This is a genomic window from Allobosea sp. 05T422_2 (assembly GCF_056396265.1).
In genome coordinates this window covers 1-19,666 of sequence record NZ_JBFTLD010000064.1, presented here as the reverse complement: position 1 = coordinate 19,666, position 19,666 = coordinate 1, and the positions used below count along the sequence as shown (strand labels likewise).

The 19,666-nt window shown below is 64.3% G+C and carries 19 protein-coding genes, 1 tRNA gene and 1 pseudogene; 6 read left to right on the top strand and 15 right to left on the bottom strand.

Going from position 1 to position 19,666, the window contains the following annotated elements; genetic code table 11:
* The first annotated feature begins 96 nt into the window (after window positions 1-96).
* The gene (locus tag AC1DJT_RS13940; RefSeq protein WP_476834259.1) at window positions 97-1,554 is read left to right on the top strand and encodes a sensor histidine kinase; all 1,458 of its coding nucleotides are present in this window, start codon (window positions 97-99) and stop codon (window positions 1,552-1,554) included.
* A complete protein-coding gene (locus tag AC1DJT_RS13935; RefSeq protein WP_476834258.1) occupies window positions 1,547-2,194 on the top strand; it encodes a response regulator in 648 nt (215 codons plus the stop codon). Before AC1DJT_RS13940 ends, AC1DJT_RS13935 begins: the two co-directional genes overlap by 8 nt.
* A gap of 28 nt (window positions 2,195-2,222) precedes the next feature.
* Here the strand turns inward: AC1DJT_RS13935 and AC1DJT_RS13930 are convergent, their stop codons facing one another.
* Window positions 2,223-2,867, bottom strand: coding sequence for a TetR/AcrR family transcriptional regulator (locus AC1DJT_RS13930; protein WP_476768719.1), 645 nt, complete (start codon window positions 2,865-2,867; stop codon window positions 2,223-2,225).
* A gap of 140 nt (window positions 2,868-3,007) precedes the next feature.
* Here AC1DJT_RS13930 and AC1DJT_RS13925 point away from each other — a divergent pair, with 140 nt between their 5' ends.
* Window positions 3,008-3,643: an isochorismatase family protein gene (locus tag AC1DJT_RS13925; RefSeq protein ID WP_441505590.1), complete on the top strand. Its 636-nt coding sequence runs from the start codon at window positions 3,008-3,010 to the stop codon at window positions 3,641-3,643.
* Window positions 3,644-3,677: 34 nt separating this feature from the next.
* Here AC1DJT_RS13925 and AC1DJT_RS13920 read toward each other — a convergent pair whose 3' ends face one another.
* From AC1DJT_RS13920 to AC1DJT_RS13890, 7 genes are all read right to left on the bottom strand, one after another.
* Window positions 3,678-4,481 (bottom strand): MBL fold metallo-hydrolase, encoded by an 804-nt coding sequence (locus AC1DJT_RS13920; RefSeq protein ID WP_476775382.1) that lies wholly within the window; start codon window positions 4,479-4,481, stop codon window positions 3,678-3,680.
* A 14-nt stretch (window positions 4,482-4,495) separates the two neighbouring features.
* A complete protein-coding gene (locus tag AC1DJT_RS13915) occupies window positions 4,496-5,296 on the bottom strand; it encodes a TatD family hydrolase (protein WP_476834257.1) in 801 nt (266 codons plus the stop codon).
* A complete protein-coding gene (gene metG / locus AC1DJT_RS13910) occupies window positions 5,296-6,855 on the bottom strand; it encodes a methionine--tRNA ligase (RefSeq protein ID WP_441505587.1) in 1,560 nt (519 codons plus the stop codon). The genes AC1DJT_RS13915 and metG overlap by 1 nt, the downstream gene beginning before the upstream one ends.
* 23 nt (window positions 6,856-6,878) lie before the next feature.
* Window positions 6,879-7,949 (bottom strand): DNA polymerase III subunit delta', encoded by a 1,071-nt coding sequence (locus AC1DJT_RS13905; RefSeq protein WP_476768717.1) that lies wholly within the window; start codon window positions 7,947-7,949, stop codon window positions 6,879-6,881.
* The gene (tmk, locus tag AC1DJT_RS13900; protein WP_476834256.1) at window positions 7,949-8,599 is read right to left on the bottom strand and encodes a dTMP kinase; all 651 of its coding nucleotides are present in this window, start codon (window positions 8,597-8,599) and stop codon (window positions 7,949-7,951) included. The genes AC1DJT_RS13905 and tmk overlap by 1 nt, the downstream gene beginning before the upstream one ends.
* Before the next feature lie 12 nt (window positions 8,600-8,611).
* Entirely contained in the window at window positions 8,612-9,760 is a 1,149-nt protein-coding gene (locus AC1DJT_RS13895) for a D-alanyl-D-alanine carboxypeptidase family protein (protein WP_476768715.1), read from the bottom strand.
* Between the two features lie 111 nt (window positions 9,761-9,871).
* Window positions 9,872-10,924, bottom strand: a complete 1,053-nt coding sequence (locus AC1DJT_RS13890) for a septal ring lytic transglycosylase RlpA family protein (protein ID WP_476834255.1) — start codon at window positions 10,922-10,924, stop codon at window positions 9,872-9,874.
* Window positions 10,925-11,546: 622 nt separating this feature from the next.
* Here AC1DJT_RS13890 and AC1DJT_RS13885 point away from each other — a divergent pair.
* Both AC1DJT_RS13885 and AC1DJT_RS13880 read left to right on the top strand, forming a co-directional pair.
* Window positions 11,547-11,636 (top strand) — tRNA-Ser (locus AC1DJT_RS13885).
* 236 nt (window positions 11,637-11,872) lie between these two features.
* Window positions 11,873-12,322 carry a very short patch repair endonuclease gene (locus tag AC1DJT_RS13880; RefSeq protein WP_476768713.1) on the top strand — a complete coding sequence of 150 codons (450 nt, stop codon included), beginning with the start codon at window positions 11,873-11,875 and terminating at the stop codon, window positions 12,320-12,322.
* Here the strand turns inward: AC1DJT_RS13880 and AC1DJT_RS13875 are convergent.
* The 6 genes from AC1DJT_RS13875 to AC1DJT_RS13850 form a co-directional block, all read right to left on the bottom strand.
* A complete protein-coding gene (locus AC1DJT_RS13875) occupies window positions 12,319-13,191 on the bottom strand; it encodes a NaeI family type II restriction endonuclease (protein WP_476768712.1) in 873 nt (290 codons plus the stop codon). The two genes, AC1DJT_RS13880 and AC1DJT_RS13875, sit on opposite strands and share 4 nt — an antisense overlap.
* A 39-nt stretch (window positions 13,192-13,230) precedes the next feature.
* Window positions 13,231-14,199, bottom strand: coding sequence for a DNA cytosine methyltransferase (locus AC1DJT_RS13870; protein ID WP_476768711.1), 969 nt, complete (start codon window positions 14,197-14,199; stop codon window positions 13,231-13,233).
* Window positions 14,200-14,465: 266 nt separating this feature from the next.
* Window positions 14,466-14,792: a hypothetical protein gene (locus tag AC1DJT_RS13865; protein ID WP_476768710.1), complete on the bottom strand. Its 327-nt coding sequence runs from the start codon at window positions 14,790-14,792 to the stop codon at window positions 14,466-14,468.
* A gap of 290 nt (window positions 14,793-15,082) precedes the next feature.
* A complete protein-coding gene (locus AC1DJT_RS13860; protein WP_476834254.1) occupies window positions 15,083-16,405 on the bottom strand; it encodes a plasmid recombination protein in 1,323 nt (440 codons plus the stop codon).
* Window positions 16,406-16,594: 189 nt separating this feature from the next.
* The gene (locus AC1DJT_RS13855; RefSeq protein WP_476834253.1) at window positions 16,595-16,897 is read right to left on the bottom strand and encodes a hypothetical protein; all 303 of its coding nucleotides are present in this window, start codon (window positions 16,895-16,897) and stop codon (window positions 16,595-16,597) included.
* Window positions 16,898-16,989: 92 nt separating this feature from the next.
* Window positions 16,990-18,405 carry a hypothetical protein gene (locus AC1DJT_RS13850; protein ID WP_476768707.1) on the bottom strand — a complete coding sequence of 472 codons (1,416 nt, stop codon included), beginning with the start codon at window positions 18,403-18,405 and terminating at the stop codon, window positions 16,990-16,992.
* A 421-nt stretch (window positions 18,406-18,826) separates the two neighbouring features.
* On the opposite strand from AC1DJT_RS13850, the pseudogene AC1DJT_RS13845 reads away from it, so the two are divergent.
* A pseudogene (locus AC1DJT_RS13845) lies at window positions 18,827-18,997 on the top strand (sulfite exporter TauE/SafE family protein); the annotation flags it as partial.
* A 179-nt stretch (window positions 18,998-19,176) separates the two neighbouring features.
* On the opposite strand, the gene AC1DJT_RS13840 reads toward AC1DJT_RS13845, so the two are convergent.
* The coding region (locus AC1DJT_RS13840) for a site-specific integrase (RefSeq protein ID WP_476834252.1) at window positions 19,177-19,666 on the bottom strand (490 nt) is incomplete at its 5' end.

Below are 19,666 nucleotides of genomic sequence, written 5' to 3'. Positions count from 1 at the left end.
GGTTTCGCTTGCAATACTGATGGATCGCGCTGCCAGATGGTGATCTCACAGTCATCAGTTTGAGCTAATCTCTGCGTGGAGACGTCGACGGGCGATATGCTGAAGCCGGTTCAGGACTTCGAGAGCAGTGACGTGATCACGGGCGTGCCGTTGCAGCACTTGCCCGCCGGGAAGGCCGCGCCACGACGCGCGACGCTGTCGGTGCAGTTCCTGATCGCCGGTGGCCTCGTCATGCAGATCGCCATGCTCGTGGCCGGCTATCTGATCACCGAGCTGGTTTCTCGTGAGGCGATCAGAAGCAAGGCAGCCTCGACCGCTTTGTTCATGCAGAGTCTGGTTGCTCCGGCCGTTCAGGAGCTTGCCACCTCCCAGAGCTTGTCGGCGGGGGCGATCGCACGGCTCGACCAGTTGTTCGCCGACGAGGCCGTGAAGCGCCGCTTTCCCTATTTCGAGGTCTGGACGCCGGATGGGGTCGTGGCCTACTCCAACACCCCCCAGATCATCGGCCATCAGTTCGACCGCCCCAACGGCCTGTTGCGGGCGCTGACGGGCGAGGTCACGGCCGACCATGCCGACCCTCGTGCAGGCGAGCATGTGATTCGGGGCATCAGGACCCGCTATCTCGAAATCTACAGCCCGATCCGGCTGGAAGGCTCTTCCCGCATCATTGCCGTTGCCGAAATCCACGAGCAGGCCGAGCCCTTCCGGGAGGAGCTTGCAGCGCTCAGACGGAGCAGCTGGCTGGTCATTGCCGCGGTTACGGCGGCGATCATGCTCGCCCTGTTCGGCATCGTCCATCGCGGGAGCCGAACCATCGAGACACAAAGGAAGGCCCTTGAGCGGCGCGTCGAAGAGACCGAACAGCTGCTGCTCGAGAACCGGCAGTTGTCCGACCGGCTGCAGCGCGCCTCGGCGCGGGTCGCGGAGCTGAACGAACAGTTCATCCGCGGGATCGGCGCGGATCTCCATGATGGCCCCGCCCAGTTGATCAGCTTCTCGATCCTGAAGATCGAGGACGCGCGCAACGCCAGAAGCAAGGCCCCGCGCGATCGCTCCCTGCTGACTATGCAGTCGGCGCTCGACGAGGCGATGCGCGAGATCAGGAGCATCTCCAAGGGGCTTGTCCTTCCCGAGATCGCCGACCTGCCGCTCCATATGGTTATCGAGCGGGCTGTGCGGGCACACGAAGCGCGCACGCGAACATCCGTAGCTCTCGCCACCACCGAGCTGCCTCAGCCGGTGTCGCATGCCGTCAGGATCTGCGTCTTCCGCTTCGTCCAGGAAGGGCTCAACAATGCCTATCGCCATGGCGGGGCAACAGGTCAGGAGGTGCGGAGCTGGATGGACGGAACGCTCCTGAATGTCTCGGTGGCCGACAGCGGAGGCGACTCTTCGTCTGCAGAGAAAGACCTTCCCAGCGCGGGCATTGGGCTCTACGGCCTGCAGGAACGGGTCGAGAGCCTTGGCGGAACATTGACGAAACGCCGCCTCGGTGACGGAGGCAATCTGCTCAAGATGACCCTGGACCTCAGTGGAGGGCTGCTCGTTGCGTGAACGAAAATCCATCGTTGTCGTGGACGATCACGCGATCTTCCGCGCGGGTCTGGTGCAGATCTTTTCGGGAAGTGGTGACCTGGAGGTGGTCGGCGAAGGTGCGTCGGCCGACGAAGCCTTCGAGCTAGTAGGAAGGCTCTCCCCGCAGGTCGCCTTGCTCGATGTGTCGATGCCTGGCGGCGGAATTGCCGCGGCGCGACGGATTCACCAGACATGGCCGCAGGTGAAAGTGGTCATGCTGACGGTCTCGGAGGAAGAAGACGTCGTGCTGCRGGCGCTGGACGCCGGCGCGTCGGGCTATGCCTTGAAGGGCGTCCCGGCCATGGATCTGATCGCGATCGTCAGGGCGATCACAGGGGGCGAATCCTATGTCCCTCCCAACATGGCCGTGCGCCTGCTGAGCGCGATGCGAGGGCAGCAGGAGGTCGACCCCGTCATCACCAAGATCGCAGCGCTTTCAGCGAAGGAAAACCGCACGCTACGCCTGCTCGGGCGCGGCTTCAGCAATCGTGAGATCGCCGAGGCGACGGGGGTGCAAATCCAGACCACCAAGTTTCACGTCTCGAACATTCTCGCAAAGCTCGGCCTCAAGAGCCGGGTCGAAGCCGCGCTGATCGCGCAAAAGCACCTCCAGGATTAGCGTCGTCGCAGCGCTGATCCTTCGCTGGTCACCTCGAGCCGTTTTCTCCCGCGAAGATGAGATCCCCGGTCGGGCCGTCGATGAGCTGCGGCAGCAATGCCTTCCAGGCCTCGATGAGTTCGCGGTAATAGCCCGGGTCTGGACGCAGAACCGTCTGGACGCCCATGCCGCGAACCAGGCAAAGCGTCAGATTGAGGATGATGCGCGCTTGCTGCGGCGGGCGCTTCTGCGGGTCGCAAAACTCCGACCAAATGCCGTCGAGCACCTGATGGAAGCGCTTCACCACCGGAATCATCCGTTCGCACAGCTCCGGATCGTTGCGTGCCTCGGTGATCATCTCCAGCGAGAGATAGAAGAACCGGCCCGAGAAGAGCTGCCACAGGAACTCGACGAACCCCTCGAGCGAGATCTTGCCGCTTTGGACCTCGTCGGCCACGGCCCTGATCTGCCGAGTGCCGTCCTCGAGCAGTTCCTCCATGGCGGCGAGGACGATGTCGGCCCGCGCTGGGAAATGATGCAGCAAGGCGCCCCGCGAGACATTGGCCCGGGCGGCGATCTCCTGGGTGGTGGCGGCGTGATAGCCGACCTCGAAGATCTCATTGAGCGTCGACTGGATCAGCCGCTCGCGCGTCATGATGCTGCGCATCTGCTGCTGCCGCTCTGCCTTGCTCACCTTCTCCTCCTCGGGCTCGACATGGCCGCCCTCGCCTCGCCGGCGTTCGGCGATACAGTATTAGAAAAACAATCTTGCTTGTTTTTTTAGTGCAATCAAGGATGACCTCGACAACATGCCAGCAAGCAGGGAGAGCCGCGATGAGCGACGATTACCAGAACCGCAGCTATGGCGAGATCCCGGTCGGGTTCGGCAGGAAGCCAGGCATTGTCGTGGTCGATTTCCAGAAGGGCTTTACCGATCCGCAGTATCCGCTGGGCGGTGCACCGCTGGTCATGCGTGCCCTCGAGAACACCGCAACTCTGCTCGAGGTCGCGCGCCGTTACAATGTGCCGGTCGCCAACTGCAACACCGCCTATATGAACGAGCGGGAAATGCCCTATTGGAAGATCACGGCCGTGCGCGAGACCTTCCTGCACGACCATCCGAGCGTCGCCCATGATCCACGCATCTATGATGCGTCCTATGATCTGACCGTGTGCAAGAAGGGTCCGTCGATCTTCTTCAATACCGGTGTCAGCGATTATTTCACCAAGGAACGCGTCGATACCGTGATCGTCACCGGCTGCAACACCAGCGGCTGCATTCGCGCGACCTCGATCGATTCCTTCAGCTATCGCTACCGCACCATCGTGCCTGAGGACTGCGTCGGGGATATCGAGGAGCAGCCACACAGGGACAATCTGCGCGATCTCGGCCGCCGCTATGTCGATGTGTCGGACCTGAAGACCGTGCTGGCCTATCTGGACGAATGGCACCACCAGAACGCTGCCTGAGGCCGAACCGGGGGCGGGGTGCCCTCTTCTCGCCTCAGCCGTCGACCGTCAGGCTCATGCCGTCGAAGGCGACAGCGATGCGCGCAGGCAAGCGCTTGGACAGGTTCTGATAGTCCAGGTCGATATGGAGATTGGTCAGCACCGCGCGTCTGGGGGCCAGTTCGGCAATTGCCTCCAGCGCCTGCGACAGGCTGAAATGGCTCGGGTGCGGCGTCTCGCGCAAGCAGTCGAGGATCAGCACGTCGAGGCCGGCCAGGGTGGCCTTGGCCTCGGGCGGCATCAGGCTGACATCAGGTACATAACCGAGATCGGCAAAGCGGAAGCCGAGAGCCTCGTAACCCGGCCCGTGCTCCAGCGCGATGGGGCGCGCGCAAATACCGCCCCCTGCCCCCTCGATCGTCAGCGGTTCGCCGGCCAGCATCGACTGCATCTCGAGGATCGGCGGATAGAGGCTGCCGGGCGGCGTCTCGAAGATATAGCCGAAGCGCGTCCGCAAGGTCGCGGCCGTTACCGGATCCGCATAGACCGGAATCCGCTTGCGCATATGCAGCACCAGCGCCCGCATATCGTCGATGCCATGGGTGTGGTCGGCATGGTCATGAGTGAAGAGCACCGCATCGAGATGCTTGACCTCGGCATCGATCAACTGCTCGCGCAGATCCGGCGTGGTATCGACGATCAGCCTGGTCGTCCCGTTGCCGCCATTGCGCTCGACAAGGATCGAGCAGCGCCGACGCCGGTTCTTCGGGTTCTTCGGATCGCAGGCCCCCCAGCCCGAGCCCGGCCGGGGTACGCCTCCAGAAGAACCGCAGCCGAGGATCGTGATCGTCAGGGCCATCTTGGGCGTGCTGCTCAGGCGACCTGCGCCACAGGCGCCGCGTGATCCATCTTCCAATAGCAGCGTCGCGCATTCTCCGTCGTGACGCGCGAGATCTCGTCGAAGGAGACTCCTTTCACGTCGGCGAGAGTCTTCGCCGTTTCAACGACGTAAGACGGTTCGTTGCGCTTTCCCCTGAACGGGACCGGGGCGAGATAGGGCGCATCGGTCTCGACCAGAAGCCGATCAATCGGGATATCGCGCGCAATCTGGCGCAGATCCTCTGAGGTCTTGAAGGTCAGAATCCCGGAGAAGGACACGTAGAGTCCGAGCTCGACGCCGACCCGAGCCAGTTCCGGACCTGCCGTGAAGCAGTGCAGGATGGCCGGGAAAGCGCCCATCTCCGTCTCTTCACGCAGGATCGCGATCATGTCCTCGTCGGCCTGGCGAGCGTGGATGACGAGCGGAAGCCTGGTCATGCGCGCTGCGGCAATGTGCGTGCGCAGCCCCTGCGCCTGCGCATCGCGCGGACTCTTGTCGTAGTGATAGTCGAGCCCGKCCTCGCCAATTGCGACACAGCGCGGGTGCTCCGCCAACCTGGCAAGCTGGTCGGCCGTGACGTCGAGCTCTTCATGCGCGCCGTGCGGATGCGTGCCGACGGTGCACCACACCGATGCGAAGCGTTCGGCGATCCCGGCATAGGTCCCGAAGCGCGAAACCCGTGTCGAGATCGTCACCATCCGCGAGACCCCTGCCGCCTCGGCCCGCGCGACATAGGCCGCGAGATCCTCGGCGAAATCCGGAAAGTCGAGATGGCAATGGGTATCGATCAACATCAGGCCACCTGCCCGGCATCGGGCTCGACATAGCGCGGGAAGATCGCGCTCGGTGCAGGCAGAACTGTGCCGCTGGCGAGACGCCCGGCTTCGCCCAGGCTCGCGAAGCTGCGGGCCTCCGCGCCGACCGCAAGCAGGTCGAGCAGCTTGCCGGCCGAGCTCGGAATCACCGGTTGCGTCAGAATTGCGACCTGGCGCAGCACTTCCGCCGTGACATAGAGCACGGTGTCGCGCCTGGCGGGATCCGATTTGCTCAGCCGCCAGGGTTCATTGGCCGCGAAATAGCGGTTTGCCTCCGCCACCAGCGCCCAGATCTCCGCGAGCACGACGTGCAGGGCAAAATCCTGCATCGCTGCCCGTGCCTTGGCGAGCGCGCCATCGGCAAGAGCGAGCATGGCCTCGTCGCCCTCGTTCAATGCGCCTTGCACCGGCACCTTGCCTTCGCAGTTCTTGGCGATCATCGAGAGCGAACGTTGGGCCAGATTGCCGAGATCATTGGCAAGATCGGCATTGATGCGCCCGATGATGGCCTCGTGGCTGTAGTTGCCGTCCTGGCCGAAAGAGACCTCGCGCAGGAAGAAATAGCGCAGCTGGTCGACGCCATAGGTCTCGGCGAGGCCGAATGGATCGACGACATTGCCGAGCGATTTCGACATCTTCTCGCCCTTGGAGAGCAGGAAGCCATGGCCGAAGACGCGCTTCGGCAGCGGCAGCCCGGCCGACATCAGGAAAGCCGGCCAGTAAACCGTATGAAAGCGCACGATGTCCTTGCCGATGATGTGCACATCGGCGGGCCAATAGTGCCAGCGCGGATTGGTCTCGTCGGGGAAGCCGCAGCCGGTGACGTAATTATTGAGCGCGTCGACCCAGACATACATCACATGCTTTGGGTCACCTGGGACCGGCAGGCCCCAGTCGAAGGTGGTACGGCTGATCGAAAGATCCTCGAGACCGCCCTTCACGAAGCTGACGATCTCGTTCTTGCGCGTTGCCGGCGAGATGAAATCCGGCACGTCCTCGTAGAGCTTCAGCAGCCGCTCCTGGAAGGATTTCAGGCGGAAGAAATAGCTCTCCTCCTCGACCCATTCGACCGGAGTGCCCTGCCCGCCCAGCCGCGTGCCGTCCGGCAGGAGGGTGGTTTCCTCCTCGCCGTAGAAGGCCTCGTCACGCACGGAATACCAGCCGGAATATTTGGCAAGGTAGATGTCGCCGGCCTGCTCCATGCGCCGCCAGAGCTCATGGGTCGACGGCAGGTGATCCGGATCGGTGGTGCGGATGAACCGGTCAAAGGAACAGCCGAGCGTCTGTTCCATCTCCTGGAAGCGCTGGGCCACCTGATCGACATAGGATTTCGCGTCGAGCCCGTTCTGCCCGGCGGTGCGCTGCACCTTCTGGCCGTGCTCGTCTGTGCCGGTCATGGCGAAGACGTCATAGCCGTCCAGCCGCTTGAAACGCGCAATCGCGTCCGAGGCCACCATCTCATAGGCGTGCCCGATATGCGGCGGGCCATTCGTGTAGTGAATGGCGGTGGTCAGATAGAATTTCGGGGCCTGGGCCATCGTTCAGTCCGGACGGTTCGCTTTCAAGCTGCGCGCGACCGGCGAACAGCCTCCGACAGATCATGAAACATAGAGATCACGAGCGGCCGGCGGTCGAGATTGTAGGTTTCCACCTCGCGGGCCGCGCGACCCAGCTTCTCCCATACCTCCGCCAGCGGTGCAAGGCGAGCCGCGCCGGCATGGGCATGCGCATGGAGATGCGCGGCGAGCCAGCTCTGAATGGTGTCGATCATGATCGCGAAATCACTCTCGCCGGCGCGGCCCGCGACATCTTCCGCCAGCGCGAGCAGCGCGGTGAGATCGACGCCCGGCAAGGCATCGAGACGCGCCCTGACGGCCTCGACCAGCGCCAGCGTCTCCGGGGAGACATAGGTCAGGGCACGCCGTACGGAACCGTCCGCGAGTGCTGCGGCGCGCATCAATGCGGAGGCGTCGAACGGCGATCCCATCCGCTCAAGCGCCAGCCGGCCGGCCTCGGCAACCGCGCCTTCGTCCAGCGCATCAAATGTCAGCAGCCGACAGCGCGAGCGGATGGTCGGCAGCGCCCGTCCGGGCGCATGGGCAACGATCAGGAAAAGGGCGCGCGGCGGCGGCTCCTCGAGCAGTTTCAGCAGCGCATTGGCACTGGAGCGATCCATGTCCTCGGCACTGTCGACGATGCAGACACGCCAACCGCCTTCGGCCGCGCTCGTTCCGAACCGGTCGATGACGCGGCGGACGGAATCGACTGGGATATTGCTGGTCACGCCCTTGCCGTCCGGCTTCACCGTTCGCCGCAGCAGATGCAGGTCGGGATGCGACTGGGCCATCACGCGCCGCGTCGCCGGATCCTCTTCCGGCATCGCCAGGCTTTCCACCGAGCCGGCGCGCGCCAGCGGATCGCCCGAAGCCAGCAGGAAGCGCGCCGCACGATAGGCAAAGCTCGCCTTGCCGATGCCTTCGGGACCGCCGAGAAGCCAGGCGTGATGCAGGCGCTCTGAGCGCAGCGCATCCAGGAAACTCCGCTCCTGGCGCGCATGTCCGACGAGCGCCAGCGTCTCGCGCGGATGCGGCGCATCGGGAAGGCGGTCCGGTTCGTTGCTGCTCTCGCGCATCAGGCGTCCTGGTTCAGCGGCAGGCGCTCGCGCACGACCGCCCAGGCGGCCTGGGCCAGATCCTCCGGAGCGAGCGTCGCATCAAGCACCGAGCAGCGCGCCGGTTCGGCTTCGGCGATTGCAAGATAGGCCGCGCGCAAGCTGCGATGGAAGGCGAGCGCCTCGCCCTCGAAGCGGTCCTTGCCCTCGCCGGGCGCCCGCCGACGGGCGGCGCGAGCGAGGCCGACCCTGGGGTCGAGATCGAGGATCAGCGTCAGATCCGGCGTAAGGCCGTCGATGGTGACCTGTTCCAGTTYCGCCAGCAGCTTGGGATCGATGCGCCCAAGCGTGCCCTGGTAGACCCGCGTCGAATCGATGAAACGGTCGCAAATCACCCAGTCGCCCCGCGCAAGTGCCGGCCGGATGCGCTGGTCGATATGGTCGATTCTGGCGGCCGAGAACATCAGCGCTTCGATGAAGGGCCCATGATGCTTCACCCGGCCCGACAGAATGGCTTCGCGAATGGCTTCCGCCTTGGGCGAACCACCGGGTTCGCGCGTCAACTCCGAACGGATGCCCGCGGCCTCGAGCTGCGTGGCGAGCGCGCGCGCCAGCGTCGACTTGCCGGCCCCTTCTCCGCCCTCAAGCGTGATGAAACGTCCCTTTGTCATGACACGTGCCGCTCAGGTCCTGCCGAGCGCCTTGCGCACCCAGCCAGTGGCAGCCTCCATCAGCGCATCGAGCGCGCGGCTCTGCAGGCTGCCGGCCTCGACCGTCTCGGCCGCGTAGAGTGGAATGTCCAGCGTCTTTATTTCACCGCGTGTGACAAGGAGCCGCCCGACCTCGGCGCCCTCCTGGACGGGAACGGTCAGCGGCCCACGATAGGTGATGCGCGCGCTCAACCGGTCGCTGCTGCCGCGCGGCAGCAGCAGGCTCACCGGGCCCTTGGCCTTGAGCCCGACCCGCCCCTTGGCTCCACCGTAGACGCTGGCCTCGCCGACGATCTCGCCATCGGCGAAGAGCTGGCGGGGTTCGAACGAGCGAAAGCCCCATTCGAGCAGCTTGCGCGCTTCCTGCGCACGGTCGCGGCCCGACTTCAGCCCGTTCACCACGACGATCAGCCGTTGCCCCTTCTGCACCGCCGAACCGACCAGGCCGAACCCGGCTTCATCGATATTGCCGGTCTTCAGGCCGTCAGCGCCAATATCCATGGTCAGCAGCGGATTGCGGTTCTGCTGCCTGATCTTGTTCCAGGTAAACTCGCGTTGCCCGAAGATTTTGTAGAGCTCCGGGTAGGTCTTGATGATGTGATCCGCCAGCCGCGCCAACTCGCGGGCAGTGACCTTCTGCTCGGGGTCGCCCATGCCGGTCGCATTGCGGAAGACCGACTTGGTCAGGCCGAGCGCACGCACCCGCTCGGTCATCAACCGCGCGAAATTCGCCTCATCTCCGGCGATCGCCTCGGCGAGCGCAATCGAGGCGTCATTGCCGGATTGGACGATGATGCCCTGCAGGATATCGGAGAGGTTGATGCGGCTATGGACCAACGCGAACATGGTCGAGCCGCCGGAAATGCCGCCGCCCTTGCGCCAGGCGTTCTCGGAAATGCCGATCTCGCTGTCGAGAGTGAGCCGGCCCTGCGCGATTTCCTGGAATGCCACCAGGACAGTCGCAAGCTTGGCAAGGCTCGCCGGGACCATGAGCTCGTCCGCGGCTTTCTCGTAAAGCACCGCGCCGGTGGCCGAATCGAGCAGAATCGCGTGTGGAGCGAGCGACTGGAAGCTCTGGGCCAGCGCGGGAGCCGAAGCCGCCAGGACAAAGAGAGCCGCCACGCCGCGCGTGTGGCGGCCGCAAATCTCGTAGCGATCGAATTGCGATAGCGGGGCGGGTTCATGCCCCGATCTGAAGCAGAGCGGGGCTCAGCCGGTCAAGCCCGATACGCGTCAATTGCGGGATAATGGCCGCAATGTCTGCGGAACCAGATCCCGTGCCAGCGGGTTATTCCGCGCGAAACGCTCGGCCGGGGCGCGCTCGGGAGCGGCGAACAGGCTGGCGGTGCGCAATGCCGGCGGCCGTGGCGGCAGGACGGCCGGGCGGAGCAGAACCGGGGTCGCAGCATTGGCGATGGTGTCGAGGTCGAAGGGACGGTTCGGCGGCAGCGGAGCGCCGCGGACCGGGATGCCGGCACTCGACGAGGTCGAAACCAGCGTTGCGGCGACAGGAGTGCCTGGCGCGATGGTGCGGACGGGTTGCGGCGCATAGGCCTGCACGACCGGCTGCGGAGCCGCCGGGGCCTCGACGACAGGCTGGCGAGCCTGCTCGTCGCGCGGGTCCTCGAGATCCGGGCTCGCCGTGCGGTTGGTGGCAACCGCGGCGTTGCTCGCGACCATGGTCGGGGCGCTGGTGCCGGGAATCGAAGCCGGCATACCATCCGTTCGCAGGGTTGCAAGCAGAAGCCGGTCGTCGGAGCCGCCAAGCGAGGCCTGGCCGAGATATTCGAGCTTGATACGAGCCGTGCCGAGATGGCGGAAGGCCAGCGCGTCGGCCGTCTTCTGCGACACGTCCATGACGCGGCCGCCATGGTAAGGGCCACGATCATTGACGCGGACGATGATCGAGCGGTTGTTCAGGAGGTTGGTGACGCGGGCATAGGCCRGCAGCGGCATGGTCGGGTGCGCGGCGCTGATGCCTTCGCGGTCATAGACCTCGCCATTGGCGGTGCGGCGGCCATGGAAGGCCTCGCCATACCAGGACGCGGTGCCCACTGCGGTGTAGCCGACCGGCTTCTCATAAGGCGTATAGCGCTTGCCCGCGACGGAATAGGACTTGCCGACGAGTTCGCGGCCGCCGCCCTTCGGAACGGGCTGGCCGTCCGCGACAACCCGGGGGCTGGCGGGGCCGTATTTCGATGAGGGGAATGCGCCAATCTCCTTCGACTTGCGACGCGCAACCTGATCATTCGCGCAATTGGCAAGGAGGAGACCTGCGAGTGCCACGCAGCCAAGCCGCGCGGCACGAAGAGCAAGGGGGGAGGAAGCGGAAGCTCTGTCCGAGTCGGTTACCACACGGGCCAATGCCGGAGCCGAAGAGCTTGCGCCTCGCATCATTATGGTCGTCCGTCGTTGTGCCGAAAGCCATCGCCCGGCCAAGCCGCATCCTGCGGCGAAGCCGAAGTTTTCGGTCAATCCTGTAAAGGGATCGTTAAACGGGCGACTCGCCGAGCGCGAATGCCCCGATCCGGCATCTAGGATGCCCTTGAGCGGGCACAAAGGTGTCCGAAATGCGGCAAGTGTCAACCCGCGACCATTCCGCCGCCATTTTTCGGACAGGCGTTGCCACAATGCAACGCTGTCATTTGGCGACTTTCGGCGGTGATTTTCCCCTGGGAATGGCCCTATCGGCGGCCAAACACTCGTCAAGACGCCCTTGAGGCGGAGCTCCGCCAAATCCGGCGCACAGTCTGCCAGCTTGGGACATCTCCGTGCCTAGCCCGCCCAACGCCAGCCCGACTCACCTGCTCGTGGCGGGCTGATCCGGACGCTGCAACGGGGAACTCATTTTGGCCTGACGTCATCGCACTTRCAAAAACGCCTCGCACCCGGCAATGACAGGCCAACCGGAAGGGTGGCCGAGTGGTTTAAGGCAGCGGTCTTGAAAACCGCCGTGGGTGCAAGCCCACCGTGGGTTCGAATCCCACCCCTTCCGCCACTAACCCTTGGTAGAATAATAGCAAATTCTGTTGACGGGAACAGCTGAGAGCTACAACCTTTTGGCGAGGGCACGTTCCGGGCTGCAACAATGCTGCAACAAGATTCTTGTTGCAGCGGCTCCAGACAGCGACTCACCGCATTTCCGACGCCAAGTTGCCCCCCAGGCCGCGTTAAAATGGCGTCGAGATTCGGGAGCCCGGTCGGCTCAACAGACCCCCAATCTCGGACAACTCGATGGTCGACACTGTCACTAAGGAGGTCCGATCGCGGATGATGTCCGCAATCCGGGCCAAAGATACCGGGCCGGAACTCGCTATCCGACGGGCACTGCACGGCATGGGGTTCCGGTACTCACTCCATTCGGGTCAGTTTCCCGGAAAGCCAGACATGGTGTTCCGGAAACATCGAGCCGCGATCTTTATCCACGGATGCTATTGGCACGGACATGACTGCGGGGAAGTAAAGCCCGCGGCCACCAATCAAGCTTACTGGTCTCCGAAGATCGAGAAGAACCGGGAGCGAGATGCGCGCAACCTGGCCGCGGTGGAGGTAGCTGGCTGGCGGCATCTCGTTATTTGGGAATGCTCCTTCCGACGAAAGGGAACCGCTGCGCTTGAAGACACTGCTCGCCAAGCGGCAGAGTGGCTGCGCGCGGGCACTGAGAACCGTGAAATCAGAGGCTAGTCGATGTAACCTGCGTCGCGAAGGATGGCGCGTTCGGCATCAGTTTTTGGCATGACCGAGATAAACTCTTCTCGTGTGACAATGCCGAGGCCAAGCACCTGTATTGCTGCGTGGTCGTATGCTCCGGAAAGCAGCGCAATGCCCTTCGGAGCCAGGATGTCCCGGGCTCCGCCGTTTCGCCGGATACGTTTCATGTAGTCATGCTGCTGGGCAAGGGCCTGCACCTGCGTTCGCGATATCGGCCGACGCTGGACCAGTTCAAACAACGCAGCCAAGCGGTTCGTACCTCCACCCGCACTAATCAGTTGCTGCCGCTGTTTCACCGTGAGGAGTTGCCAGAAGTTCACCGGATAGGGGTGCTGCCTGAGGATCCACCAGATGTCCTTGAAGTGGGCCGCGGCCAGACCGCGCTTTGTGTCCCGGTTCTCGCCGGCGCGCAGATACGAATCGTGAAGAATTCCGACACCCACGTCGCAGACGGAATGCAACTCGCTCGACCTGATGAGAAGAGCAGGACGGCCGACGTTCTCCTTGGGGATCGACCAATTGGATCCCATCGTGTTCTTAATATCAACCTCTGCGCCTTTGACATTCATGTCCAAAATCGAACCCTTCTCGAAACCGAGATAGGAGCGGATCAGGATTTCGACTTTGGTCCCGAGATATGTCTTTTCGGTCTTCTCGGTCTCGTTGAGCAGGAAGCGTTTTGTCCTTGGAGCGTCTACCACCTCATCGATGGCCGTCCGGAGGAGCAGAGGAACACGTACCTCAAACTCGGAGAGGCCGCCGGCCGCAGCAAGGATCGCTTCCACGATCGGGGCTACGGAAGGGAAATCGGGATGATGCGAATCAAGGGGCTGGTGAGCCATGCCCGCAAGCTAGCGGACATGACTTGTGGCGAATAGATCTCAGGCCGGAACCGCAACGGGGTAGGTAGAGCGCCGTTCCATGGCCGCTTTCAGCTTCTCTGCAACCGCTCGGGCCACTGGGGGCGGGAACGCGTTGCCGACCTGCCTGTAGGCGGCGGTCTTCCGGCCATGGAATATCCACTGGTCATCGAAACCTTGGATGCGCGCGCACATGCGCACGGTCAGTCGGGGCATACCCACGAAGTCGCGTTCCGGGGCTTCCTCTGCGAGCGACTTGCCGTTGACCCCAAGCGAAGCCCAAGCATTGCGTGCGCGAGTCGGACCTAAGTCTGGGCCGCCGTGCTTTTTGGATCCGCCGACGAGCGTCGGCGCTATCTCGTCGGCACCCGCGGCCCACTTCTTCGCGCCTCGCCACTTATTCGCGGCCATCAGGTCAATCAGCGTCTGGCCGACAGTTGGAGCGTCATGCGGGTTCGGAGTGGGCCAGTCGAAGCCGTCCTTGATGTCGTTCCGGAGAGCTACGATAGCGACGCGCGGGCGGAGCTGGGGTACGCCATAATCCGAAGCGTTCAGAAGCCGCCAGTGAGCCTCGTAGCCCAGCTTGTGCAACTCGCCCTTGATGTAACCACGGTAGTCCTCGAACACGGCATCGAGAAAACCGCGCACGTTCTCAATCATGACGGCTTTCGGCCGAGTTTCATCAATGAGCCGGATCGCCGCCGGGAATAGGTTGCGCTCGTCGTCTTTGCCGAGTTGCTTTCCCGCAACGGAAAATGGAGGGCACGGAAGCCCCCCGGCTAGAAGGTCAATGCCCTTATAGGCCCGACCATCGAATAGGTTCAGATCTTCCTCGTGGACGGTCCATTCAGGCCGGTTCAGGCGGAGCGTCTTGCAGCAATCGCCGTCCAGCTCGACCACGCCGGCATGATCGAAACCAGCCAATTCGAGGCCACGAGCTTGCCCCCCCGCACCCGCGCAAAGCTCCAATGATGTCAGTGTATTGCGCATTTGTTTTCCTCGGACCGCTCGTAAGGAAGCTGGAGCTCACGGCTGAAAGGACGTCAAGAAAAAGGTCCCAGTCGACTCAGCGGAATCACAGGATACCGCCAATCGCTGACAGAACGGTAACGCGGTCGCACAGCGGTTGGCGGGTGCAGGGTCGAGGCCGTAAAGGGCATCAAGTTCCCTATTTCGCTTCTCAGTCGCTGAAACGAGGCCGTAGGAAGCATGTAGGACGCAAAGTTTGGGTTGGATGGGGTGATCCATCATGGGATTCAGGGCCGAGGCGGGGCGAACGTATGGCCGCCATCGTCGTTCCCCTCGGCTGCGTTCGCGGCGGCAATCGAGGCCTTCAAAGCTGCGACGGCTTCGGCTTCGGCCGCGGCCCGATCGGCTCTGGCCTCGGCCTGCCACGCGGCAACGACGTCGGCATCGGGGACTCCTGGACGAGCGTGGAGAGCCAACCGCCAGATGCCGCCCGCGTCCACCATCGCGACGACCCACCCGAGGGTGATGGCGTCGCCGCCGATCCGCGCCATGAGCGCCGACGTGGCGGCGTCGTGCGCCGCAGGACGTTTCAAGTCGCGCAGGATGCGGCTCATGCTCGGCGCCGCGCGGTATCGCCCATGCAGACGTCCACTTGGCCGGTGTCGCAGCGGGCCGGGCACACCGAGCTCGCGAGGCGTCGGAACGTAGGTGACCGGATCCCGGGATCCGGCGGAGCGAATTCGGAACGGAGCCAGTGCCAGACTTGCCATCAGGCTTGCCAGCCAGGTCATGCCGAACACGATTTCCCCGCGAAGAGGTGATTCTCCCGCAGACCGTCTCCGCTCACGAGCATGGCGCCCGCGCGCGGCTGCTATTTCCGAGCACGTCCTCCCCCTGTTCCGCATCATCGTCCCATCCTCCTGCCTGCCTCCGGAGCCGCAGGCCGCATCGCGGCAAGCGACTGCCGCGCCTGGTCACGTTCGCGCGCGGATACCCGCGCAGCCTCGGCCGCCGCGCGCGCCCGGCGCTCCGATTCCTGCCTCCGCGAAGCTTCCTCGAGAACTCGCCGCGCAGCTTCGTCCGCCCGGGCTCGCTCACGGGAAAGGTCGGCTGCCACTGCCCGGCGAGCAGCCTCCATGATCGAGGAACGGCGCAGTCCATCCCATAGCGATCGGAGCCTGGAACCGAACGAAGATATAAGCGATGCCCGTGCCTCAGCCCCGGCGACGATCCGCTCCGCCTGCCGGCCGGCACGAGAGAGAGTCTCGGACGCCTTCCTTTCGCGGGCTTGGGCGGTAGCGTGAAGGGCTTTCGCCTCCGTCGCCTGCCGATCAGCACGGCTGAAGATGGCCGCCACCTGTTTCTCGCGGACCTCGGCGGTGTCGTGAAGCGCTTGTGCAGCCACTGCCTTCTCTTGCGCCGCGGCAATCACGGCTGCCGCATCCGTCATCGTCTTGGCGGCGAACTCACTGCCTCGGGCGTTGATCTGCGCGGCACGATTGAGAGCTTGCCTCGTCGCGGCGGCAGCGGCCTTCTCAGCCTGCCATTTCGATCGCGAAAGACGCCTTCGGCCTGGGCCGAGACGCGCAAGCCCGGAAGGCAAGCCCACCTGTTCCCAATACCCATCTTGCCATTCCCTCATCGCCTGCCGGTACGCCGCATCACCGCGACGATTCAGTGTCTTCGAATCCTCGCCCTCCCCCGGGCCGGCAATCGCGATCGCGCGCTTGGCGGCCGTCCCGGGGTGGAGGTGTGTAGCCCGTAGATCGGCGGGAAGGATATAGGCATGGATGTGAGCACGGGACTCGTCGACATGCCGCACGACCGAGACGAGTCCGTCTCCGTACTGAGCCCGGAGCCAAGCGACAGTGCGGGCCTCCCACGCCGCGACGTCGGCCGCGATCCCAGGATCGGCATCAACCGAATTCATGGAAGCGGGATGGCTGGCCACCACCGTCAGCATGGTTTTCTGACCGCTGCTGATCGCGCGAGTCTTCCCGTTCGCAAGAATGGCTTTCGCCCCCGCGCAGGCTTCATCGTGGCGGCGACGGACCTCTTCGACGGGGAGGCCGAAGACGATCTCAGGTGCTGCCGGTGCCGACACATGCGGGCATGCTCCGGGGGCGCGCGCTGCCTCATCGAGCACCCACGATACCGAGCGTCCGGCCGTGTCGGCTTTGCGGGAGTATGCCTCCAAATGGATGAACTGGAATCCTGTCGTGCCCATGCCTGAAAGCGTGAGCTCGCGGGACCGCCGGCGGAAGGTCTTAGTGACCGACTAACGCCATTGCATGGCGTCGGCTCTCCGAGGGCGCTCCGCGGGCCTTGCCGGGGCCTCTCCCGAGGGGATCCCGGAGCGAGAACGCGGGGGAACCCGAAGGTCGCCCCGCGTTCTCGCTCCGGCAAGCCGATACGGTTACGCCGCCCGGCCTGCGATGTATCGCACAGCGTCATCCAGAACCGCCGCCGCCGCGCCTTCCGCGAGTGATCGGGCTTTTGCGAGGGACGGCGCATGCCCGCTCCGCACGACCACGGTGACGTCGCCTTCGCCGTCGCTGTCGGCGACGAGCCACGCCCACCGTCCAGCATCGCGACGGACTTCCAGCCCCACGCAGAACATGGGACTCGTGAGCGTCGCTTCCGACAGATAGCTACCGTCCGGCATCCGTCCCCACCTCGATGTCGTCGGCTGCGGCCGGATGCTGATGACCTTCCCCATCGCGTTCTCCTGATCGCGGCAGCGTGCCGCCGCGATCTTCCTGGAGAGCCMATGAAGGGAATGGAGCCCCCGACTTTCGCCCAGGGTTAACGTCATGCTGCCACGCCTCGCCCTTCGCTCCGTTCCGGAGCGTCGAAGATGTTGATGAAGGTGCTTTCGATTTCGATGGAAGGCCTTCCGGGAAGCTTCAGGAACGTCGCTCCCCCCAGGTCAGGAGGCCGATGACTCCTTTCGACACCCCCTTCGTGCCGCACTTCATCCCGGACAGTTAAGCTACTGTTGTGAACTCTATAGGAGCCCGCCGCGGCCTCCCGTGGGTCGCGGCGGAACGGCGTCACGATTGCCTTGCCGCCCGCGCGCCACGCCCGAGCCACCCGAAGTGCCACGGCCGGTTCCGGTGCTCCTGCCGCGTCCCATGCCTTCCGGGCCGCATGCCGTTCGTAGTCAACCTCTGCCAGCCGATCCTTCGAAGCCTGCCCCCAAGGCTTCGGCTCATAGTTCTGTACCAGGATCAAAGGCTCGGCCCACGGAGTGTGTTTCCATTGAGGTAGCGTCACGCCCAAGATCGTGTTCGCCGGCGCTCCCAAGCTGGCGGCCTTGGCCGCCACGCCCTCATTGCACTCATCGCCCGATTGCTGATGCGGCCGAGGCCGCGAATGGTTGAGGCGAGTGGCCTTCGGGACCACGTGGAGCCGCCCCCTTCCGTTCTTGGCACGGACGGCGGCTACCTTCCTCTTACTGTCCGCCAGTGTCTTCCAGTAGGTACGGAACGCGCCGAGAGGCTGGGCCAAGTTCAATCGGAACAGGGATTCATGCAGCCATCGCGCCTCCCGGGAGTCGAGGGGCTTCGCGCCCTCGACCAGATCGCCGGGCTTGACGACGTATTTGACCAACTCGCGCACGTTCTTGATGCGTCCGTTATCTTCCCAATGCGCGCCGAAGAACTCATGTGTCCACTCTAGGAACTTGCTCCATGAGCCGGGCCCTTCCTTCGGAAGAAGCCGCGTTGGCTCCAAGAGCACGTTCGCGTGCGGGTGATACAGCACCGGGTCGCCAGGGTATCGCTCCGGATCAAGCTCGCGTTCGGTCGCTGATTTTCTGGTGAACTCGGAGCCGCGGAAATGGACCACGATCCCATACCGTTCGTCGGCTTCATCCGCCCATTTCGAGACGTCGCGCGCCAACGTCTGGAGGGCTTTCCGAAGGTCTCCGAAAGCCGGCACGAGATCACCGTGGGTGATCACCCCGTAGCGAAGATACCGGCTTCGCGGGTGCACCTTCTCGATCCAGTACCGCAGGGCGTTGAGCATTGGGCGGCGATCGCGAGACGCGACCGCAGGCAAGAACCGGATCGGCCGCCAAGGGGAGACTGGCGTCACGATGCCGGTGACGGCCCCGATCGCCACCACGGAAGCATCTTGGCGGGCCGGAACTCCTGCTTCCTCCAAGAGGGCGGCAAGATGATGTGTCTGGCCGTCCAGCACCGCGCGCCGGGCGTCCGATACCACCCAGCATTCCGGATCGAGTTCCCAGCCGGTGTTTGCCGCGACGACAGTGTCGTGCGTCCAGCCAGGAGAAGGCGCCGATGGAGCCTTTCCGTCTGATTTCGCGAGGCGGACGCTGGTCGCGTCAACGAATTTTGCTTCGGAGGGAAGGCGAGGACGTCGGCTCGGAACGGAGTGTCCGAGCCGGGGGCTCACCGGCCGTAACGACGGGGAAGGTTGACCTGTGCGCTGCCGGTGACGAACATGACCTTACCTAGTGCACGGCGCCGCGAGGGATCCCCATCCCTATGACCGGCGCCGTGATCATGTTCACCGCCGGCGGTGCAAGGCACAAGCCGAAGGCGTCGCCCGGAACGGGCATGCGGTCGAGGAAGCCACATGGCGAGGCTCAAGATCACCATTGCCCTCGACTCCGGCGCACTGATCGGAGATCGGCCGGAACAAGACCTTCCTGCTCGCGATGGCCGCCGGGTCCATCGTCGGCGCCTTCATCGGTGGCCAGTTGCTCGGCGTCGTCCCGGCCAGCCTGTTGCTTCCGGGACTGGCCCTGATCCTCGTCATCTCCGCCGTGAAGGTCTGGAAGCACGCCCGATAGGAAACGACGTCTACTTCACCCCCGGACYATAGGATCCGGCTCCGGCCCCCTCCAAGGGGGCCTCACGCCCCTCGCGGKGGCGTCGTCGATGGCGGCCGGTTCGCGCCGGCTCCGCCGGCACTCTCCGGCCGCGAAGGATTGACCTGTCCCGGGATAACTGAATCCGGCCGATCCGGGCGTTACGATGCGGAAGTCTCCGCGCCCGGATCGGCCTTTACCGACGCGGGATTCGATGCCGCGTCAGGCGGTGGACTTGATTCCCCGAACAGAGCTCGGCGGCGCTCTTCTCGCGTGGGATTCAAGTACCGAAGGAGCATCGCAGGCGTTTTGTGGCCGGACTGCGCCATCATCGTTTTGATGTCGACGCCGCGCGCTGCCATCCTTGAGAGAGCCTCGTGCCGGAGATCGTGGATTCGGAACCCCTTAACTTTCGCGGCCTTTCTCGCGAGCTTCCACCTGAAGTCGATGGTCCCGCGGCCCGGAAACAGAACTTCGGCGTCGTCGAGGCCCTCGGCATGCGCGCTGAGATCGGCCCACGCTCGATCGGACAACAGCACCTCCCTCGCGCTACCGTTCTTGGTTTCGGCGAGCATCAGGCTTCGATCGCCCTTGCGCACAGCCCCTGCCGTAAGGCTCGATCGCCCTTGCGCACAGCCCCTGCCGTAAGGC